The 17,119-nt window shown below is 71.7% G+C and carries 13 protein-coding genes; 10 read left to right on the top strand and 3 right to left on the bottom strand.

Going from position 1 to position 17,119, the window contains the following annotated elements; translation table 11 throughout:
• Positions 1-93: 93 nt before the first annotated feature.
• The 4 genes from P8T65_RS05580 to P8T65_RS05565 all read left to right on the top strand — a co-directional run bounded on the left by P8T65_RS05580 (position 94) and on the right by P8T65_RS05565 (position 5,044).
• Complete coding sequence (locus P8T65_RS05580; RefSeq protein WP_316731487.1) at positions 94-975, top strand: universal stress protein; 882 nt, start codon at positions 94-96, stop codon at positions 973-975.
• 2 nt (positions 976-977) lie between these two features.
• Positions 978-3,896, top strand: a complete 2,919-nt coding sequence (locus tag P8T65_RS05575) for a cation-translocating P-type ATPase (protein WP_316724272.1) — start codon at positions 978-980, stop codon at positions 3,894-3,896.
• 311 nt (positions 3,897-4,207) lie between these two features.
• Positions 4,208-4,627 (top strand): aspartate 1-decarboxylase, encoded by a 420-nt coding sequence (gene panD / locus P8T65_RS05570; RefSeq protein WP_184902292.1) that lies wholly within the window; start codon positions 4,208-4,210, stop codon positions 4,625-4,627.
• Positions 4,628-4,699: 72 nt separating this feature from the next.
• Complete coding sequence (locus tag P8T65_RS05565; protein WP_316724271.1) at positions 4,700-5,044, top strand: GNAT family N-acetyltransferase; 345 nt, start codon at positions 4,700-4,702, stop codon at positions 5,042-5,044.
• Positions 5,045-5,551: 507 nt separating this feature from the next.
• Here the strand turns inward: P8T65_RS05565 and gndA are convergent.
• Positions 5,552-6,991, bottom strand: a complete 1,440-nt coding sequence (gene gndA / locus P8T65_RS05555) for an NADP-dependent phosphogluconate dehydrogenase (protein WP_316724270.1) — start codon at positions 6,989-6,991, stop codon at positions 5,552-5,554.
• A gap of 335 nt (positions 6,992-7,326) precedes the next feature.
• Between gndA and P8T65_RS05550 the strand changes: the two genes are divergently transcribed.
• Positions 7,327-8,472, top strand: coding sequence for a transglycosylase family protein (locus P8T65_RS05550; RefSeq protein WP_316724269.1), 1,146 nt, complete (start codon positions 7,327-7,329; stop codon positions 8,470-8,472).
• A gap of 33 nt (positions 8,473-8,505) precedes the next feature.
• On the opposite strand, the gene P8T65_RS05545 is transcribed toward P8T65_RS05550, so the two are convergent.
• The gene (locus tag P8T65_RS05545; protein ID WP_316724268.1) at positions 8,506-9,687 is read right to left on the bottom strand and encodes a DMT family transporter; all 1,182 of its coding nucleotides are present in this window, start codon (positions 9,685-9,687) and stop codon (positions 8,506-8,508) included.
• A 228-nt stretch (positions 9,688-9,915) separates the two neighbouring features.
• Here P8T65_RS05545 and P8T65_RS05540 point away from each other — a divergent pair, with 228 nt between their 5' ends.
• The 5 genes from P8T65_RS05540 (at position 9,916) to P8T65_RS05520 (ending at position 16,535) form a co-directional block, all read left to right on the top strand.
• Positions 9,916-10,656 carry a (2Fe-2S)-binding protein gene (locus tag P8T65_RS05540; protein WP_316724267.1) on the top strand — a complete coding sequence of 247 codons (741 nt, stop codon included), beginning with the start codon at positions 9,916-9,918 and terminating at the stop codon, positions 10,654-10,656.
• A gap of 96 nt (positions 10,657-10,752) precedes the next feature.
• The gene (glgA, locus tag P8T65_RS05535; protein ID WP_316724266.1) at positions 10,753-11,904 is read left to right on the top strand and encodes a glycogen synthase; all 1,152 of its coding nucleotides are present in this window, start codon (positions 10,753-10,755) and stop codon (positions 11,902-11,904) included.
• 55 nt (positions 11,905-11,959) lie between these two features.
• Entirely contained in the window at positions 11,960-13,180 is a 1,221-nt protein-coding gene (gene glgC / locus P8T65_RS05530) for a glucose-1-phosphate adenylyltransferase (RefSeq protein WP_230222519.1), read from the top strand.
• A gap of 200 nt (positions 13,181-13,380) precedes the next feature.
• Positions 13,381-14,727 (top strand): wax ester/triacylglycerol synthase family O-acyltransferase, encoded by a 1,347-nt coding sequence (locus P8T65_RS05525; protein ID WP_316724265.1) that lies wholly within the window; start codon positions 13,381-13,383, stop codon positions 14,725-14,727.
• Between the two features lie 305 nt (positions 14,728-15,032).
• Entirely contained in the window at positions 15,033-16,535 is a 1,503-nt protein-coding gene (locus P8T65_RS05520; RefSeq protein ID WP_316724264.1) for an SDR family NAD(P)-dependent oxidoreductase, read from the top strand.
• Here P8T65_RS05520 and P8T65_RS05515 read toward each other — a convergent pair.
• Positions 16,514-17,011: a hypothetical protein gene (locus P8T65_RS05515; protein WP_316724263.1), complete on the bottom strand. Its 498-nt coding sequence runs from the start codon at positions 17,009-17,011 to the stop codon at positions 16,514-16,516. The two genes, P8T65_RS05520 and P8T65_RS05515, sit on opposite strands and share 22 nt — an antisense overlap.
• Positions 17,012-17,119 lie beyond the last annotated feature (108 nt).

Raw genomic sequence — 17,119 nt, 5'->3', positions numbered from 1 at the left:
GGCGTACCGGCTCGCCGCGCCGAGGCTGGGAACCGAGGGTCCGCGCGTCGGCGACGGTCCGGATGGGAGTATCCAGTGAGTGACCGTGACACGGTGAGTGATCCGGTGATCGTGGGCGTGGACGGTTCCGCCTCCAGCAATGCCGCGGTCGAGGTCGCGGCCCGTGAGGCGCAACTGCGCGGGGTGGGGCTGCGGATCGTGCACGCCTTCGGCCAGGTGCCCGGACACCGGCCGGCCGGTGCGCCACCGTGGGACCCCGCCGGCCACGGCCTGCAGTCGATGGTGCGGGGTGCACTGGCCCACGCCGAGGAGCGGGCGCACGCGCTCGCGCCGGGCATCGAGATCACCCGGTCGGTGGTGGCCGGGGAAGCGCTTGAGGTGCTGGAGATCGAGTCACGGTCGGCGTCGCTGGCGGTGGTCGGCAGCCGGGGCCTGGGCAGCTTCTCCGGGCTGCTGCTGGGCTCGACGGCGGTGCATCTGGCCGCCCATGGCCGGTGCCCGCTGATGGTGGTGCGGGGCCGCCCCGATCCGGCCGGTGCGGTGATCCTGGCCGTGGACGGCTCCGAAGCCGGCGAGGCGGCGGTGGGGTTCGCGTTCGCCGAAGCGGCGCTGCGCAAGGCGCCGCTGGTCGCCCTCCATGTGTGGAACACCTTCAGCGAGCGTGCCTACGAAGGCCCCGGCGACCCCCTCACCGCAGTGGTGGCGGACATCGACCGTATTCGCGAGGCCGAGCAGCACCTGCTGGACGAGACGGTGGCCTCCTGGCGGAAGGTCCATCCCGAGGTCGTGGTCGAGCGGCGCCTGGTGCGTTCCCGTATCCGCCCCGCCCTGATCGATGCCAGTCGCGGCGCGCAACTGGTGGTGACCGGCGCCCGGGGCCGGGGCGGCTTCACCGGGCTGCTGCTCGGCTCGGTCAGTCAGGCCCTGCTGCACCACGCCCACTGCCCCGTCACCATCGTCCGCGGCAAGGAGTGACCGTGCCTGAGCAGCAGTCCACGGCCGGGAAAGACACCCGGCCCGAGCGGCAGCCCACGGCCGGGAGTCACACCCTGTCCGAGCAGACCCCGGCCGCACGTCATGCCCCGCCGGTACGGACGTCCCCGCAGGCGGACGCCTACCGGCGCGACGCCGCCGAAGTGGCGGGCTTACTGGCGGTGGTCCCGGCCACGGGCCTGAGCACGGCGGACGCCGAGCAGCGGGCCGCCGCCTGGGGCACCAACGTACTGGCCGAGCCGGTGCGCCGGCCGCAGTGGCTGCGTCTGCTGGACCAGTTCCGCAGCTGGCTGATCGGCATCCTGCTCGCCGCGGCCGTCGTCGCCGGAATCATCGGTGAGATCAAGGACGCCCTCGTCATCACGGTCGTCCTGCTCATCAACGCCACCATCGGCTACCTGCAGGAACGCCGTGCCGAGCGCAGTCTGGAGGCGCTGCGCCAGATGCTGGTCCCCACCGCGCGCGTGCGCCGGGACAGCCAGGTGAAGGTGATCCAGGCCGATGCCCTGGTCCCTGGCGACATCGTCCTTCTGGAAGCGGGCGACCGTGTCCCGGCCGACGGGCGCCTGGTGGTCGCCGAGTCGGTCGAGGCCGCCGAGGCCGCGCTGACCGGCGAGTCCCAGCCCGTCGCCAAGACGACCGCGCCCACCGAGGCCGACGGTGCCGAGCCCGTACCCGTTGCCGAGCGCACCGGCATGCTCTTCATGAACACCGCGCTGGCCCGCGGCCGAGCCGAGATGATCGTCACGGCCACAGGTATGCGCACCGAGGTCGGCGCGATCGCCGAGGCACTGCGCACCGGAGCGGAACCACCCAGCCCGCTGCAGGTCCAGATGGACAGCCTGGGTCGGCGTCTGGCCCTGGTCAGCGGCATAGCTGTGGCCGCCTACACGCTCGTGGCCCTCCTGCGCGGCGAGGAGCTCGCCGACCTCGCGCTGCGCGCGGTGGCCCTGGCCGTCGCCGCGATTCCCGAGGGTCTGCCGGCCGTTCTCGCGCTCACGCTGGCCCTGGGCGTCCACCGCATGGCCCGCCGCGGCGCCATCGTCAAACGCCTGGCCTCCGTCGAGGCACTCGGCTCGGCGACCGTGGTGTGCAGCGACAAGACCGGCACCCTGACCCTGAACGAGATGACCACCCGAGCCCTGTGGGCCGCCGGGCGCGTGTATGAGGTGACCGGGGAGGGCTACGACACCGTCGGCGCCGTCCGCCTCACCGACGAGCGGCACGGCCGGGACCCGCACGATGCGGCCCTGCCTGACGCGGCCACCCGCGATATGACGCCGCATGACGCGCCCGCGTATGACGCGGCTCCGCCTGCCCTGCGCGACGCGGTGCTGCCGTTCGCGTTGTGCAACGACGCCCGGATCACCCCGGACGGCGTCATCGGAGACCCCACCGAGGCCGCCTTGGCCGTACTCGCCGCCAAGGCCGGTCTCGATGCCGGACTCCGCGACCGCACGCCACGCACCGGTGAGATCCCCTTCGACCCTGACGCCAAGTACATGGCCACCTTCCACACCGACGCGGACGGCCGCGTCCGGGTCCACGCCAAGGGGGCCGTCGACGCCCTGCTGGACCGCTGCACCCACGTCCTGACCGCTCAGGGCTGCGTCCCCCTCGATGCCGAGCGGCGCCGTGAGGTCACCCACGTTGCCCGGGGAATGGGTGGTCAGGGCCTGCGGGTCCTCGGGGCGGCCACCGCCACCACCGACCGGCCGAACCCCCGGGAGGTGACGGGACTGACCCTGACCGCGATCGCGGGAATAGCCGACCCCCCGCGTCCTCAGGTCCGCGACGCCGTCGCCCTGGCCCAGGCCGCCGGCGTCACCGTCAAGATGATCACCGGTGACCATGCGGACACGGCCGCCGCCATCGCCCGCGAACTCGGCATCACCGGTGACGTCGTCACCGGCACCGAACTGGTCCGGATGAGCGAGCGGGAGCTCGCGGACCGTATCGAGGACATCGGTGTCTTCGCCCGCGTCGCCCCCGAACACAAGGTGACCGTCGTCCGCGCGCTCTCCGCGAAGGGCCACATCGTGGCCATGACCGGAGACGGCGTCAACGACGCCGCGGCCCTGCGCGCCGCCCACATCGGCGTCGCGATGGGCATCACCGGGACTGACGTGGCCAAAGAGGCCGCCGACATGGTCCTGACCGACGACGACTTCTCCACCATCGTCCGCGCGGTGCGCGAGGGCCGCTCGATCTACGACAACATCGTCACCTTCGTCCGCTTCCAGCTGTCCACCAACATCGGCGCCATCCTCACCCTGCTCGCCACCGTGCTCGCCGGCCTGCCCGCGCCCATGTCCGCGATCCAGCTGCTGTGGGTCAACATCATCATGGACGGGCCGCCCGCCATGGCTCTGGGCATCGACCCTCCGCGGGACAACGTGATGAGGCGTCCGCCCCACCCGCCCGGCGAACGTATTCTGAACGCCCGCCGCCTGACCGCCATCACGCGGTCCGGCGCGGTCATGGCCGCAGGCACTCTGGCCGTCTTCGCCGGCGCCCGCCACCTCACCGACCCCGCGACCGCCGCCACCATGGCCTTCACCACGTTCGTGCTCTTCCAGCTGTGCAACGCCCTGACCGCGCGCGGCGAGGACGGCCCCGTCCTCGGCCGCCACCAACTGCGCAACCGCACCCTGTGGATCTGCCTGGCCGCCGTCCTGATCCTCCAGGTCGTCGCCGTGCAAGTGCCCATGGCCCAGGGAGTCTTCGACACCGTGTCGCTCAGCCCCGCACAGTGGGCGATCTGCCTCGTCACTGCCTCCACCGTGCTGCTGACCGAGCACGCCTGGCGCGTCGGCCGGCAGCTCGGCCGCCCCGCGGACGCACCCCGCAGAGCGTCTCGTGGTCGCGGGTCAAGACGGCGGTGGAGCATCAGTCGGCCGTAGGTCCGCACATTCTGGGAGGACCGGGCGAAGCCCCGGGGCGACGGGGTGGGTTGACTCGCCCGACTTGTCGTCAGGCAAGTCGGTATCCGGTCGGCATCGGTGCTCGTGCATTCCGACACCGGTGTCGGAACAGGTGCTTGGTCGGCGACGGCATGACAGCCGGGTTCGCGCGGAATCGCAGGCTGGGAGCCTGCTCGTCAGAGCGAAGCGATGTTCCTCACAATCACCGACTCCGACGCGTGCCCGTGTAGAGTGAAAACCGCCTTTGACCTGCACAAAGCAGGCAGGGAGCCGTCTTTCAGGAGTCCAAAATGCTGCGTACGATGTTCAAGTCCAAGATCCACCGCGCCACCGTCACCCAGGCCGACCTGCACTACGTCGGGTCCGTGACCATCGACGCCGAGCTGCTCGACGCCGCCGACCTGCTGCCGGGCGAGCTCGTGCACATCGTCGACATCACCAACGGCGCCCGGCTGGAGACCTACGTCATCGAGGGCGAGCGGGGCTCCGGCGTGATCGGGATCAACGGGGCCGCGGCCCATCTCGTCCATCCCGGGGATCTGGTGATCATCATCAGTTACGCTCAGGTCTCCGACGCCGAGGCCCGCGCCCTGGAGCCCAGGGTCGTGCATGTGGACCAGGACAACCGGATCGTGGCGCTGGGCTCGGACGCCTCCGAGCCGGTGCCGGGTTCGGACCAGCGGCGCAGCCCGCAGGCCGTCACCGTCTGAGGCCCGGGGGCGACCATCGTCCGAGACCTCGGGCAGGCGACCGGCGTCCCCGATCCGCACGCGAGGAGTGCCATGAGCGACGTAGAGATCCGTGACGACCGGGCGGCCGGCCGACTGGAGGCCTTCGCCGGCGGCGAACTGGCCGGTCACATCCAGTACTTCGTCCTCGCCTCCCCGCGGGACGCGCTCGTCCCGGTCCACACGATCGTCGAGCCCGCGTACGAGGGGCGGGGCATCGCGGGCTCACTGGCCCGGGAGCTGTACGGCATCGCGGCCCGCGAGGGCGTCGTGGTCGCCCCCCTCTGCCCGTACGTCGTGAAGTGGGCCGAACGCCACCCCGAGGAGGCCCCGGCCGCCGATCCGGAGCTGCTGCGGGCCGCGAAGGACTGGTTGATCGCCCACCCCGAGGGCTTCTGAGGGACCCGTCGGCGGGCGCGGTCGCGCCTCGCCCGCCGACCGGGTGACTGCCCGTGCGGGCGACGGGTACCCGTGGCATCTGTCCATGGCCGACGTATCCCTGGCTGGAGGACGCGATGACGCATCCCGACCCGGACCCCGTGAAGCCCGGCCCCACTCCGGGCCCGGGCCCCGACCGCCCGGAACCCTTCCCGGAGCCCCCCTTCCCCGACCCCGTCCCCACCCCCGATCCCCGCCCCACCCCGGAACCGGACCCCATTCCCAACCCTCCGGGCCCGGATCCGGTCCCGGGCGAACCCAGGCCGGGGCCGCTGTCGTAGCGGAGTGGTGTGGACAGAACAGTGGCCCGGCGTGAGCTGCTCACACCGGGCCACATCAACGAGCTTCAGGGGCGCGGGGCTGTGACATGTGTGGCTCCGCCGCGCGGGCGCCACCAGCCGCAACCGAGCTGCGGCCGCCAACCGGTCAGCACCCCGACCCCCTCGCGCGGTCCTCGGTCAGTCGGCCTCAGGCCTCGACCTCACCGCGGCCCTGCCCCCACAGCGTGTGGAACGACCCCTCCCGGTCCACCCGGCGGTACGTGTGCGCCCCGAAGAAGTCCCGCTGCCCCTGCGTGAGCGCCGCGGGCAACCGCTCGGCGCGCAGCGCGTCGTAGTACGCCAGCGCCGCCGCGAACCCGGGCGTCGGCACACCCTGCCGCGTCGCGGCGACCAGCACCTCGCGCCAGTCGTCCTGCGCCGCCGCGATCTCCTGGGCGAACGTCTCGTCGGAGAGCAGGCTCGGCAGGTCGGGCCGGGCGTCGTAGGCCGCGCGGATCCGGTCCAGGAACGCCGCCCGGATGATGCAGCCGCCACGCCAGATCGAGGCGACCTTGCCCAGGTCGATGTTCCAGTCGTACTCGTCGCGCGCGGCGTCGATCTCGTGGAAGCCCTGGGTGTACGACACGATCTTGGAGGCGTACAGCGCCTGCTCGACCCGGTCGGCGAAGGCGCCCGCCTCGGCCGCGCTGAGCGGGGCGGCCTTGGGGCCGGCCAGCGAACGCGAGGCGTCGCGCAGCGCGGCGTGACCCGACAGGGAGCGCGCGAAGACGGCCTCGGCGATACCGGACACCGGAACGCCCAGGTCCAGCGCGATCTGGACGGTCCAGCGGCCGGTGCCCTTCTGCTCCGCCTGGTCGACGACCACGTCCACGAACGGCTTGCCGGTGGCCGCGTCCACGTGCGCCAGCACCTCGGCCGTGATCTCGATCAGGTACGAGTCGAGGCGCCCGGTGTTCCAGGTGCGGAAGATCTCGGAGATCTGCGCGGGGGTGTAGCCGGCCACGTCGCGCAGCAGCTGGTACGCCTCGCCGATCAGCTGCATGTCGGCGTACTCGATGCCGTTGTGGACCATCTTCACGAAGTGCCCGGCACCGTCGGGACCCACGTGCGTGACACAGGGCGCGCCGTCGGCGGCCTTCGCGGAGATCTTCTCCAGCATCGGGCCGAGGGAGTCGTACGACTCGACCGGGCCGCCGGGCATGATGCTCGGTCCGTTGAGCGCGCCCTCCTCGCCGCCGGAGATGCCGGCGCCGACGAAGTGGATGCCCTGCTCGCGCAGCGCGGCCTCACGGCGGCGGGTGTCGGCGAAGTGCGCGTTGCCACCGTCGATGATCATGTCTCCGGGCTCCAGGAGCGGCGCGAACTCCTCGATCACCGCGTCCGTCGGGCCGCCCGCCTTCACCATGACGACCAGGCGCCGGGGGCGCTCCAGCGCCTGGACGAAGTCCTTGGCGGTCTCGGCCGCGATGAAGTCGCCCTCGTGCCCGTGCTCCTTGATCAGCGCGTGGGTCTTCGCCGCGGAGCGGTTGTGGACCGCGACCGTGTAGCCGTTGCGGGCGAAGTTGCGGGCGAGGTTGCTCCCCATGACCGCGAGGCCGGTGACGCCGATCTGGGCTGAAGTGCTCATACGGTTGGCTCCTATGGATCCTGATTTCGGTGGTGCCGTTCCTGCCCGCCAGTATTGTCCTTCCGGCCATCCTGACGTGCACCGGCCCCGTCCGCACTGCGCGGCCTGCCGGGCTTGAGTACGCAGGAAGAGCCCTACCTGCCTCAATGGGGCGCGCAACCCGATGCGTTGCGCGCCGTCCCTGGTCACTCGCGCGCCGGACGGGAGCACTTACGCGCCGGATCAGGTCGCTTACCCGCCACACACGGGACGGGAGCGGCTGAATTTTCGTCTTGTCCTGGCCGGTTCGCTGCGCTTACTTTTGCGGCTCACTGCATAGGCGAGGGGGATACTCCATGGCCGTACGCGGTCGGCACCGGCGGTACCAACCGAACAGGATCAACCGCGCCTCGCTCACCGTCACGGCGGGCGGCGCGGGGATGGCGCTCCCGCTGATGGGCACCGGCGTCGCGGAAGCGGCCGATGTCGAGACCTGGGACAAGGTCGCGGCATGTGAGTCCACCAACGACTGGAACATCAACACCGGCAACGGCTACTACGGCGGCCTGCAGTTCAGCCAGTCCACGTGGGAGGCCTTCGGCGGTACGGCGTACGCCGCCCGCGCGGATCTGGCCACCAAGGAACAGCAGATCGCGATCGCCGAGAAGGTCCTCGACGGCCAGGGCCCCGATGCCTGGCCCGTCTGCTCGCAGCGCGCGGGCCTCACCCGCGGCGGCGACGGGCCCACCCGCCAGATCGAGGACGTGAAGCCCCAGACCACGCCCCAGTCGCAGGCCGGCAAGGTCGAGATGTACACGGTGGTCCGTGGCGACACCCTCTCCGAGATCGCCGGCTCCCAGGACGTCAGGGGCGGTTGGCGCAAGCTCTACGAGGCCAACCGCAGGACCATAGGGTCCGACCCGGACGTGATATTCCCTGGCCAGCGCCTGAGCCTGCACACGGCAGGCCAGAAGAAGGAACAGAAACAAGATCGGAAGAACGAACAGAAGCAGGAGAAGAAACAGGAAAAGAAGCAGGAAAAGAAGCAGGGCCAGAAGGGGCAGAAGCAGCAGGCGTCCGACAAGCGGCAGGAGTCGGCGTCCCTCGTCGCTCCTGTGAGCGCTTCCCTCGGCACCCCCTACCGCGCCTCCGGCTCTTCCTGGTCGAAGGGCTACCACACGGGCGTCGACTTCCCCGTGTCGACCGGTAGCACGGTCAAGTCCGTGGCTGCGGGGGAGGTGGTCACCTCGGGCTGGGGCGGCTCCTTCGGCTACCAGGTGGTGATCCGGCACGCCGACGGCCGGTACACGCAGTACGCCCATCTGTCGGCGATCTCCGTGAAGGCCGGGCAGAACGTGAGCGCCGGCCAGCGCATAGGCCGGTCCGGTTCCACGGGCAACAGCTCGGGCCCGCATCTGCACTTCGAGGTACGGACGGGGCCCGGCTTCGGCAGCGACATCGATCCGATCGCCTATCTACGGGCGGGAGGGGTTCGGATCTAACGTGGTGCGGGAGGCCCGGTCCGGGCCTCCCGCTCAGGATTTCACGCGGTCACGATGCCGGTCCAGGAGTGCCCTCGGCACGTACGGCCCGCCCTGGAAGGGCAGCGGCAGCAGGTTGCCGGGCAGGGCGTCGCCCTCGTACTCCGGCTTGTACTCCGGCATCCGCCCGAGGAACGGGGCCGGTACGACCACGGACTTGTCCAGGTCGATCGAGCCCTCTACCCTCTCCGGCGCCCCGAAGGTCTGGTGCGGCAGCCCCGCGAGCAGCTTCTCCACGGTGAGCGACTCCGGGTCGACACCGGCCGTCGCCCGCCCGGAGATCGTCGCCGCCGGTTGCCCGACGGACGGGACCGGCCGTCGCTCGTCGTCCCGCTCCGTCCGCACCTCGTCGCCGAGCCGCTCGATGGTCAGCAGGATCAGACCGCCCGCCGCGACGACACCGCAGCCCAGGGCGAGCAGGGTGCCGGTCGTGCCGTAGCGGAACGTCTCGCCGAACATCGTGATGCCGACCGCGGCCGCCACCACCGGGTTCACCACGGTCAGGGTGGCGAGCGGGGCCGCCAGGCCGCCGCCCCGGTAGGCGGCCTGGGACAGCAGCAGACCGGCCGTCGCGAAGACGCCGATGACCGCGAGGGTCGACAGGTCGGCGAGCGCGACGCCGTCCGTCCAGTCGACGGCGACCGTCTTGGTGAAGACCGAGGACATGCCGAACGCGACACCGGAGGCGACCGCGAGCAGGATGCTGCGGACCGCCGGGTGCCGGTGCGCGGCGCGTGCCGCCACCATCAGCGCGGCCACCGCGCCCCCGCTGCCCACGCCGACCAGCACCCGCTGGATGTCGCCCAGCGACTGGGCGTCGGCCGAGCCGACCAGGGAGAGCAGACCCGCGAGACCCACCGTCGCCATGATCGCGCCCCGCCAGGCCGTCGCACCGGCCCTGCGGCCCACGAAGAGCGCCGCCATGGGCAGGGCGAAGACGATGGTCAGCGCGCCGAGCGGCTGCACCAGGCTCAGCGGGCCGTAGGCCAGAGCCACCACGTGCAGCAGCCCGCCGAGGCCGTTGAGGCCGACGGCGGCCCACCACGCCGGCCGGCGCAGCGGCGCGTAGGACTGGCCGGGCAGGGACACCGCGACGCGCTCCTGGACGATCGCCCCGCCCGCGTAGGCCACGGCGGAGACGAACGACAGCAGTACGGACAACGCGAGGGCGCTCATGCGCGGCTCCTCAGCGAGGCGCGGGGGCTCCAGCCCCGGCGTGGTGAACGCTCGGCTCTCATAGTGACCACGATGCCTCGGATGGGCGTCGGCGTCGTCGTACCTCAGCACTCAATTGGTCCTACTGCCGTTGGAGTACGAGGGGCCCGTCGTCATCCCTGAGGGGGGCGACACGGGGTGCACTCCACCGGCTGGACAAGGACCCGGCCCCTGGTACTACTCGTCCTCGTGGATCACGACCCCGGCCTCGGCGCCCTCTCGTCCCTCGGCGGCTTCTTCGTACTACGCACGGGGCGACCACCGCACGACGGTCCGCCGACGCTCGCGGAGGCCTACGCGGCACGGGATGCCGATGTGGAACCGGAGGTTTACGCGAATCCGGTAATTTTCCGTGTCCGCAAGGTCGCCCGCAGTCTCCGGGCGCCCGAGCTCCGGGTGGCCGCGTCCATCGCCCACCTCGGCTTCACCGCCCGCCTGTGGTCGGTGGCCCTGGGGTCGGCCGCCCTGTACGGCCGCGTCCCCGACCTCGACCCCCGTCTCCTGCGCTGGGACGCCGACGCGAGCGCCCCCGACGAACTGTGGCTGGCGGAGGTGCGCGGCCTGCCCGCCGAGCGGATCGGCGAGGTCGTACGGGAGGGCCATCTGGTACCGCTGGCGGCGGCCCTCCGTGCTCAACTGCCGCTTTCCGAGCGGCTGCTGTGGGGGAACGCGGCCTCCGCGCTGATGGGCGCCGTGCGTCAGATCGACCGGTGGGCGGCCGTCAACGGCCGTACCGAGGTGGCGAGTCGGGCACGGGCATGCGCCGCCGAGCTGTTCGCGCACCCCACCCTGGCCGGCACGCTCGACCCGGCCACCCGTCGCCGCCGCAGCTGCTGCCTCTACTACCGGCTGCCCGGCGGCGGACTGTGCGGCGACTGCTGCTTCGACCGGCCGCCCGGTACCGACGCCCGCCCCGGCCCTCGCTCCTGACCCCGGAGCGTGCGCCCGCGCGAACGTCGTGGTCTTCCCCAACTGACCCTTCTGGGTGACCATGTGGGAACCAGCCGCTGAGACAGGGGGTTCCGGGTGCGAGTCGGCCTGCTGACCCGGGAGTATCCGCCCGACGTCTACGGCGGCGCGGGCGTCCATGTCGAGTTCCTCGCCCACGAGTTGAGATCCCTGGTCGATCTCGACGTGCACTGCTGGGGAGAGGGCGCCGCCGGTGGTGTCGTGCGCCACCGGCCCTGGTCCGCGCTCGACGGCGCCAACGACGCGCTGCGCACCTTCTCCGTGGACCTCTCCGTCGCCGCCGGCCTCCGGGGCCGCGAACTGGTCCACTCGCACACCTGGTACGCCAACCTGGCCGGCCACCTCGGCAAACTGCTGCACGGTGTCCCGCACGTGATGACCGCCCACTCGCTGGAACCGCTGCGCCCCTGGAAGGCCGAGCAACTCGGCGGCGGCTACGCCCTGTCCAGCTGGGCCGAGCGCACCGCGATCGAGTCCGCCGACGCGGTGATCGCCGTCTCCGGCGCCATGCGCGACGACATCCTCGGCTGCTACCCCGCCCTGGACCCGGCGCGGCTCCATGTCGTGCACAACGGCATCGACACCTCGCTCTACCGGCCGGACCACGGAACGGACGTCCTCGACCGCCTCGGCGTCGACCCCGACCGTCCGTACGTCCTGTTCGTCGGCCGTATCACCCGGCAGAAGGGCGTGCCCCACCTGCTGCGCGCCGTGCGGGACATCGATCCGGCCGCGCAGGTCGTGCTCTGCGCGGGCGCCCCCGACACTCCGGAGATCGACCAGGAGTTCCGCGACCTCTTCGCGGAACTGAGCCGCGTGCGCAAGGGCCTGTTCTGGATACCGCAGATGCTGCCCCGCCCGGACGTGATACAGCTTCTCACCCATGCGGCGGTGTTCGTCTGCCCGTCGGTGTACGAGCCGCTCGGTATTGTCAACCTGGAGGCCATGGCATGTGGCACGGCCGTGGTGGCCTCGCGGGTCGGAGGTATACCGGAAGTGGTGGAGCACGGTGTCACGGGCCTCCTCGTACCGACCGAGGACGACTTCGAATACGGACTGGCCCGGGCCCTGGACTCGGTGCTCGCCGACCCCGCGACGGCCGCCCGGATGGGTGAGGCCGGCCGGGAGCGCGCGGTGCGGGAGTTCGGCTGGGACGCGGTGGCCCGGCGGACCGTCCGGCTTTATGAGGAAGTCCTCGAACAGGGGTAGTCACAGAGCAGTCAGGAACAGCGTTCGGCACGACCGGGCGTAGAGGGGCGGCGGCATGCGGCGCGGTGGACCTTCGGTGCTGGGAATCGTACTGGCGGGCGGTGAGGGCAAGAGGTTGATGCCCCTCACGGCCGACCGCGCGAAACCAGCGGTGACCTTCGGCGGTACGTACCGCCTGGTGGACTTCGTCCTGTCCAATCTCGTCAACGCGGACATCCTGCGCATCTGCGTGCTCACGCAGTACAAGTCGCACTCGCTGGACCGGCACATCACCACGACCTGGCGGATGTCGAGCCTGCTGGGCAACTACGTCACCCCGGTCCCGGCCCAGCAGCGGCTCGGCCCGCGCTGGTACCTGGGCAGCGCCGACGCCCTCCTGCAGTCCCTGAACCTGGTCCACGACGAACAGCCCGAGTACGTGGCCGTTTTCGGCGCCGACCACGTGTACCGCATGGACCCCCGCCAGATGCTGGCGCAGCACATCGAGGGCGGCGCGGGTGTGACGGTGGCCGGTATCCGGGTGCCGCGCGGGGAGTCGTCCTCCTTCGGAGTGATCACGCCCGGCTCCGACGGCCGGACCGTCGAACGCTTCCTGGAGAAGCCCGCCGACCCGCCGGGCCTGGTCGACGACCCCGAATGCGTGTTCGCCTCGATGGGCAACTACATCTTCACCACCAAGGCCCTGGTGGAGGCGCTCCAGCGGGACGCGGAGGACGAGGACTCCGTCCACGACATGGGCGGCTCGATCCTGCCCCAGCTCACCGAGCGGGGGGAGGCCCAGCTGTACGACTTCAGTGCCAACCACGTGCCGGGCGAGACCACCCGTGACCAGGGCTACTGGCGGGACGTCGGCACCCTCGACGCCTACTACGACGCCCATATGGATCTCATCGCCGAGCGCCCCGCCTTCAACCTCTTCAACCGCAGCTGGCCCATCTACACCAGCTCCGGCCAGCTCTCCCCGGCCCGTTTCAACGCGGGCGGGATGGCGAGTGAGTCGATCATCAGCGCGGGCTGTCTGATCCGTGGCCAGGTCACGCGGTCGGTGCTCTCCCCGGGGGTCGTCGTGGACCCGGGCGCGGTCGTCCAGGGCTCGGTCCTGCACGACAACGTCCACATCGGGCGGGGTGCGGTCGTCCGGGGAGCCGTGCTCGACAAGAACGTCCAGGTGCCTCCGGGCGCCACCATCGGAGTCAACCCCGAGCGGGACGCCGAGCTGTACACCGTCTCCCGGGGCGGAGTGATCGCGCTGGGCAAGGGCCAGCAGGTGTCCTAGCGAGGGCCGGCAGGTGTCCTGGACGGGGCACCTAGCCCTTCAGGGTGACCGTAGTGCACACAGATGTCCCATGGGTCCCGCCTTTTCTCGGAGGCGGGACTTAACCTGTTGTTAACTGTGCGTAGCTTGATCGTACTTGACCGTAATCGGGCATCAGCGATTGACTACCGACTCACCCGTCGTCGACGCGAGGCAAGCCATTGACTTCTGACCTGCTCGCCCCCCTCGACCTTGCGTTCTGGAACATCGAGTCCGCCGAACACCCCATGCACCTGGCCGCCCTCGGCGTCTTCACGGCGAACTCGCCCACCGCGGGCGCCCACGCCGCCGAACTGCTCGCCACGCGGGCCGCCGCGGTGCCCGCGCTGCGGATGCGGATCCGGGACGTGTGGCTCCCGGACGTCCGGCTGCCCCTGGCGTTCGGCGGCGCGACCCGGGAGCCCGTCGCCGACTTCGAGCCCTTCGACCACGTGCGGCTGCACGCGCCGGCCGCCGACTTCCACACCGTGGCCGGACGGCTGATGGAGCGCCCGCTGGAGCGCGGCCGGCCGCCCTGGGAGGCGCATGTGCTGCCGGGGGAGGACGGCACCTCCTTCGCCGTGCTCTTCAAGTTCCACCACGCCCTCGCCGACGGACTGCGCGCGCTGACGCTCGCCGCCGCCGTCATGGACCCCATCGACATGCCCGCGCCCCGGCCCCGCCCCGCCGAGCCTCCCCGCGGCCTCCTCGACGACGTACGCAAACTCCCCGACCTGGTCAGGGGCACCCTCTCCGACCTCGGGCGCGCCCTCGACATCGGCGCCTCCGTCGCCCGCACCACGCTCGACGCGAGCCTCGGCGCCCGGTCCCCGGCCGCGCTGACCTCCGGGGCGAGCGGCACCCGCCGTACCGCCGGGGTGCTCGTGGACCTGGACGACGTGCACCGGATCCGCAAGACCGTCGGCGGCACCGTCAACGACGTCCTCATCGCCGTGGTGGCGGGCGCGCTGCGCCGGTGGCTGGACGAGCGCGGGGACGGCAGCGAAGGGGTCGCGCCCCGGGCGCTGATCCCCGTCTCCAAGCGCCGGCCGCGCACGGCGCACCCGCAGGGCAACCGGCTCTCCGGGTACCTGATGAAACTGCCGGTGGACGATCCGGACCCGCTGCGCAGGCTGCGTACGGTGCGTGCGGCGATGGACCGCAACAAGGAGGCGGGGCCCAACCGGGGCGCGGGCGCGGTGGCCCTGCTCGCCGACCACGTGCTGCCGCTCGGTCACCGGCTCGGAGGGCCGCTGGTCAGTCAGGCCGCGCGCCTCTGGTTCGACATCCTCGTCACCAGCGTCCCCCTGCCCAGCCTCGGCCTCCGGCTCGGCGGCTGCCCGCTGGCCGAGATCTACCCCCTCGCTCCGCTGGCCCACGGGCAGTCCCTCGCGGTGGCCGTCTCCACGTACCGGGGGAGCGTCCACTACGGGCTGGTCGCCGACGGGGAGGCCGTCCCGGACCTGGAGCGACTGTCCGCGGCGGTCACGCGGGAGGTGCGGGAGCTGTTGGTGGCGTGTGAGGTGTGACGCATGGGGGTGCGTTGTCGGATGCGGGTGCGTGGGGCTTCTCGCGCAGTTCCCCGCGCCCCTGAAAACCCAGGCCCTGCGGGCCTGAAAGACCACGGCCCTGCGGGTCTGAAAGACCACGGCCCTGCGGGCCTGAAAAGCATGGGGCGCAGCCCCTGCTTTTCAGGGGCGCGGGGAACTGCGCGACCAGCCTCCACCGGACCCGCACCCGAAGTTTGGTCACCACAGCCTCCGCTCCGTACAATTCCCCGTTCGACAGCGGATGCGGCCGGCGCGCCGCACGTGATCAGGGAAACGGCAGCGCGATGACGGTGACAGAGGACGGCCCCGCGACCACGGACGAGGTCGTGTACGGCCCCGGCATCGACCCGGACCGGCTCGCCGTGTGTCTCAGCGTGCTGGAGGAGCTCGACAAGCTGGACGTCGACCACCCGGACGCGATCGCCGTGCGCCGGGCGACCGCCGGCGTCTACCGCACGGTCAAGCAGCGCCGCCGCCAGGAACGCCGCGCCGCCAAGACCGCCCACGACAAAGCGGTCACCGAGGCCACGGCGACCGGCTCCGCCCAGCGCATCGACGACGAGACCGAGGGCATCCTGCCGTCGTCCGTCACGGAGGCGGGGAAGATCGCGGGGATACTCCAGCGCCCGCGCTCCTGCTACACCTGCAAGACCCGGTACGTGGAAGTCGACTACTTCTACCACCAGCTCTGCCAGGACTGCGCTGCCCTGAACCGCGCCAAGCGCGACGTCCGCGCCGACCTCACCGGCAAGCGCGCCCTGCTCACCGGCGGCCGGGCCAAGATCGGCATGTACATCGCCCTGCGCCTGCTGCGCGACGGCGCGCACACCACGATCACCACCCGCTTCCCCAAGGACGCCATCCGCCGCTTCAAGGCCATGGACGACTCGGGGGACTGGATGCACCGGCTGGAGGTCGTCGGCATCGACCTGCGCGACCCGGCGCAGGCCGTCGCCCTCGCCGACCAGATCGCCGAGGCCGGCCCCCTCGACGTCCTCATCAACAACGCGACCCAGACCGTACGCCGGCTGCCCTCCGCGTACGCCGCCCTGGTGGACGGGGAGAGCGCCCCGCTGCCCGCCGGGGAGCTCCCCGCGCACCACGTCATCGGCGCCTTCAACTCCGGCGCCGTCGGTGATCTCGGCGGGCCCGCCGCGCTGCCCCTCGGCACCAGCGGCCTCGACGCGCAGCAGGTCGCCGACCTCGCCCTGGTCGCGGGCAACGCCAGCGTCGCCCGGCACCTCGACGGCACCGCCATCGACGCGGGCGGTCTCGTCCCCGACGTCGTCGACACCAACACCTGGGTGCAGACCATCGAGCAGATCTCGCCGGTGGAACTGCTGGAGACCCAGCTGTGCAACTACACGGCACCGTTCATCCTGATCAGCAAGCTCCGCCCGGCCATGGCCGACGCCGCCCGCAAGGCGAGAAGCGGACGCGCGTACGTCGTGAACGTCTCGGCGATGGAAGGCGTCTTCGGCCGTGGCTACAAGGGCGCGGGGCACCCGAACACCAACGCCGCCAAGGCCGCGATGAACATGGTCACGCGGACCAGCGCGCAGGAGATGTTCCAGACCGACGGCATCCTCATGACCTCCGTCGACACCGGCTGGATCACCGACGAGCGCCCCCACTTCGACAAGCTGCGCCTCGCCGACGAGGGCTTCCACGCCCCGCTCGACCTCGTGGACGGCGCGGCCCGCGTCTACGACCCCGTCGTCCGCGGCGAGCAGGGCGAGGACCTGTACGGCATCTTCCTGAAGGACTACGTGCCCGGCAAGTGGTGAGCCGCCCTCGCCCGGTCCGCCACCAACTCCAGCACCGTCCGCCAGTCCTCCAGGACCCCGGCCTCCATGCCGGGGGTCCACCCCGCCTCGTCCGCGTGCCGCAGGGCCAGCACGTCCTCGACGAGCGTGGCGTCCGCCCACCCGCCCGCGTGCAGCCGCACCAGATCGTCCGCGCCGAGGGCGTGCAGGCGTACGAGCCGGGCCACCCGCTCGCCGAGCAGGGGGCGCACCGTGTCGGCGGCCAGGTCGGCGTGGCCGGTGTCGTCACCCGGACGGAGCAGCCGTCCGATGGCGTGCACCAGGCCCGCCACCTGCAGTTCCTTGTCGGCGGGCCGGCCTCGGCGCAACAGCGCGGCGGTCTGCAGCGCGTGTTCGTACGGATCGACCGCGGCGCCCCCGCGGCGGTCCGCAGTCGGGCCGCCGCCCCGGCAGGCGTGCAGCAGGTCCATCAGCTCCTCGACGCCGCGCAGTTCCATCCGCCGGTCCTCCCGAGTCCGCCCGCGAGAAATGCCGTTGCGACACATGAGCAGATCATGGTCGGCTTGCGATTCGGCCAACAGGACCTGAACTGCGTACCGGGCACG

Source organism: Streptomyces sp. 11x1 (assembly GCF_032598905.1).
Lineage (GTDB): Bacteria > Actinomycetota > Actinomycetes > Streptomycetales > Streptomycetaceae > Streptomyces.
Note: the sequence above shows the minus strand (reverse complement) of the source record. Positions and strands in the feature narration are given on the sequence as shown.

What these genes read in the sequence shown, in the direction of transcription:
- P8T65_RS05515 (WP_316724263.1), bottom strand. Translation starts at nt 17,011, where the DNA reads ATGGAACTGCGCGGCGTCGAGGAGCTGATGGACCTGCTGCACGCCTGC.
- P8T65_RS05520 (WP_316724264.1), top strand. Translation starts at nt 15,033, where the DNA reads ATGACGGTGACAGAGGACGGCCCCGCGACCACGGACGAGGTCGTGTAC.
- P8T65_RS05550 (WP_316724269.1), top strand. Translation starts at nt 7,327, where the DNA reads ATGGCCGTACGCGGTCGGCACCGGCGGTACCAACCGAACAGGATCAAC.
- P8T65_RS05565 (WP_316724271.1), top strand. Translation starts at nt 4,700, where the DNA reads ATGAGCGACGTAGAGATCCGTGACGACCGGGCGGCCGGCCGACTGGAG.
- P8T65_RS05545 (WP_316724268.1), bottom strand. Translation starts at nt 9,687, where the DNA reads ATGAGCGCCCTCGCGTTGTCCGTACTGCTGTCGTTCGTCTCCGCCGTG.
- panD (WP_184902292.1), top strand. Translation starts at nt 4,208, where the DNA reads ATGCTGCGTACGATGTTCAAGTCCAAGATCCACCGCGCCACCGTCACC.
- glgC (WP_230222519.1), top strand. Translation starts at nt 11,960, where the DNA reads ATGCGGCGCGGTGGACCTTCGGTGCTGGGAATCGTACTGGCGGGCGGT.
- gndA (WP_316724270.1), bottom strand. Translation starts at nt 6,991, where the DNA reads ATGAGCACTTCAGCCCAGATCGGCGTCACCGGCCTCGCGGTCATGGGG.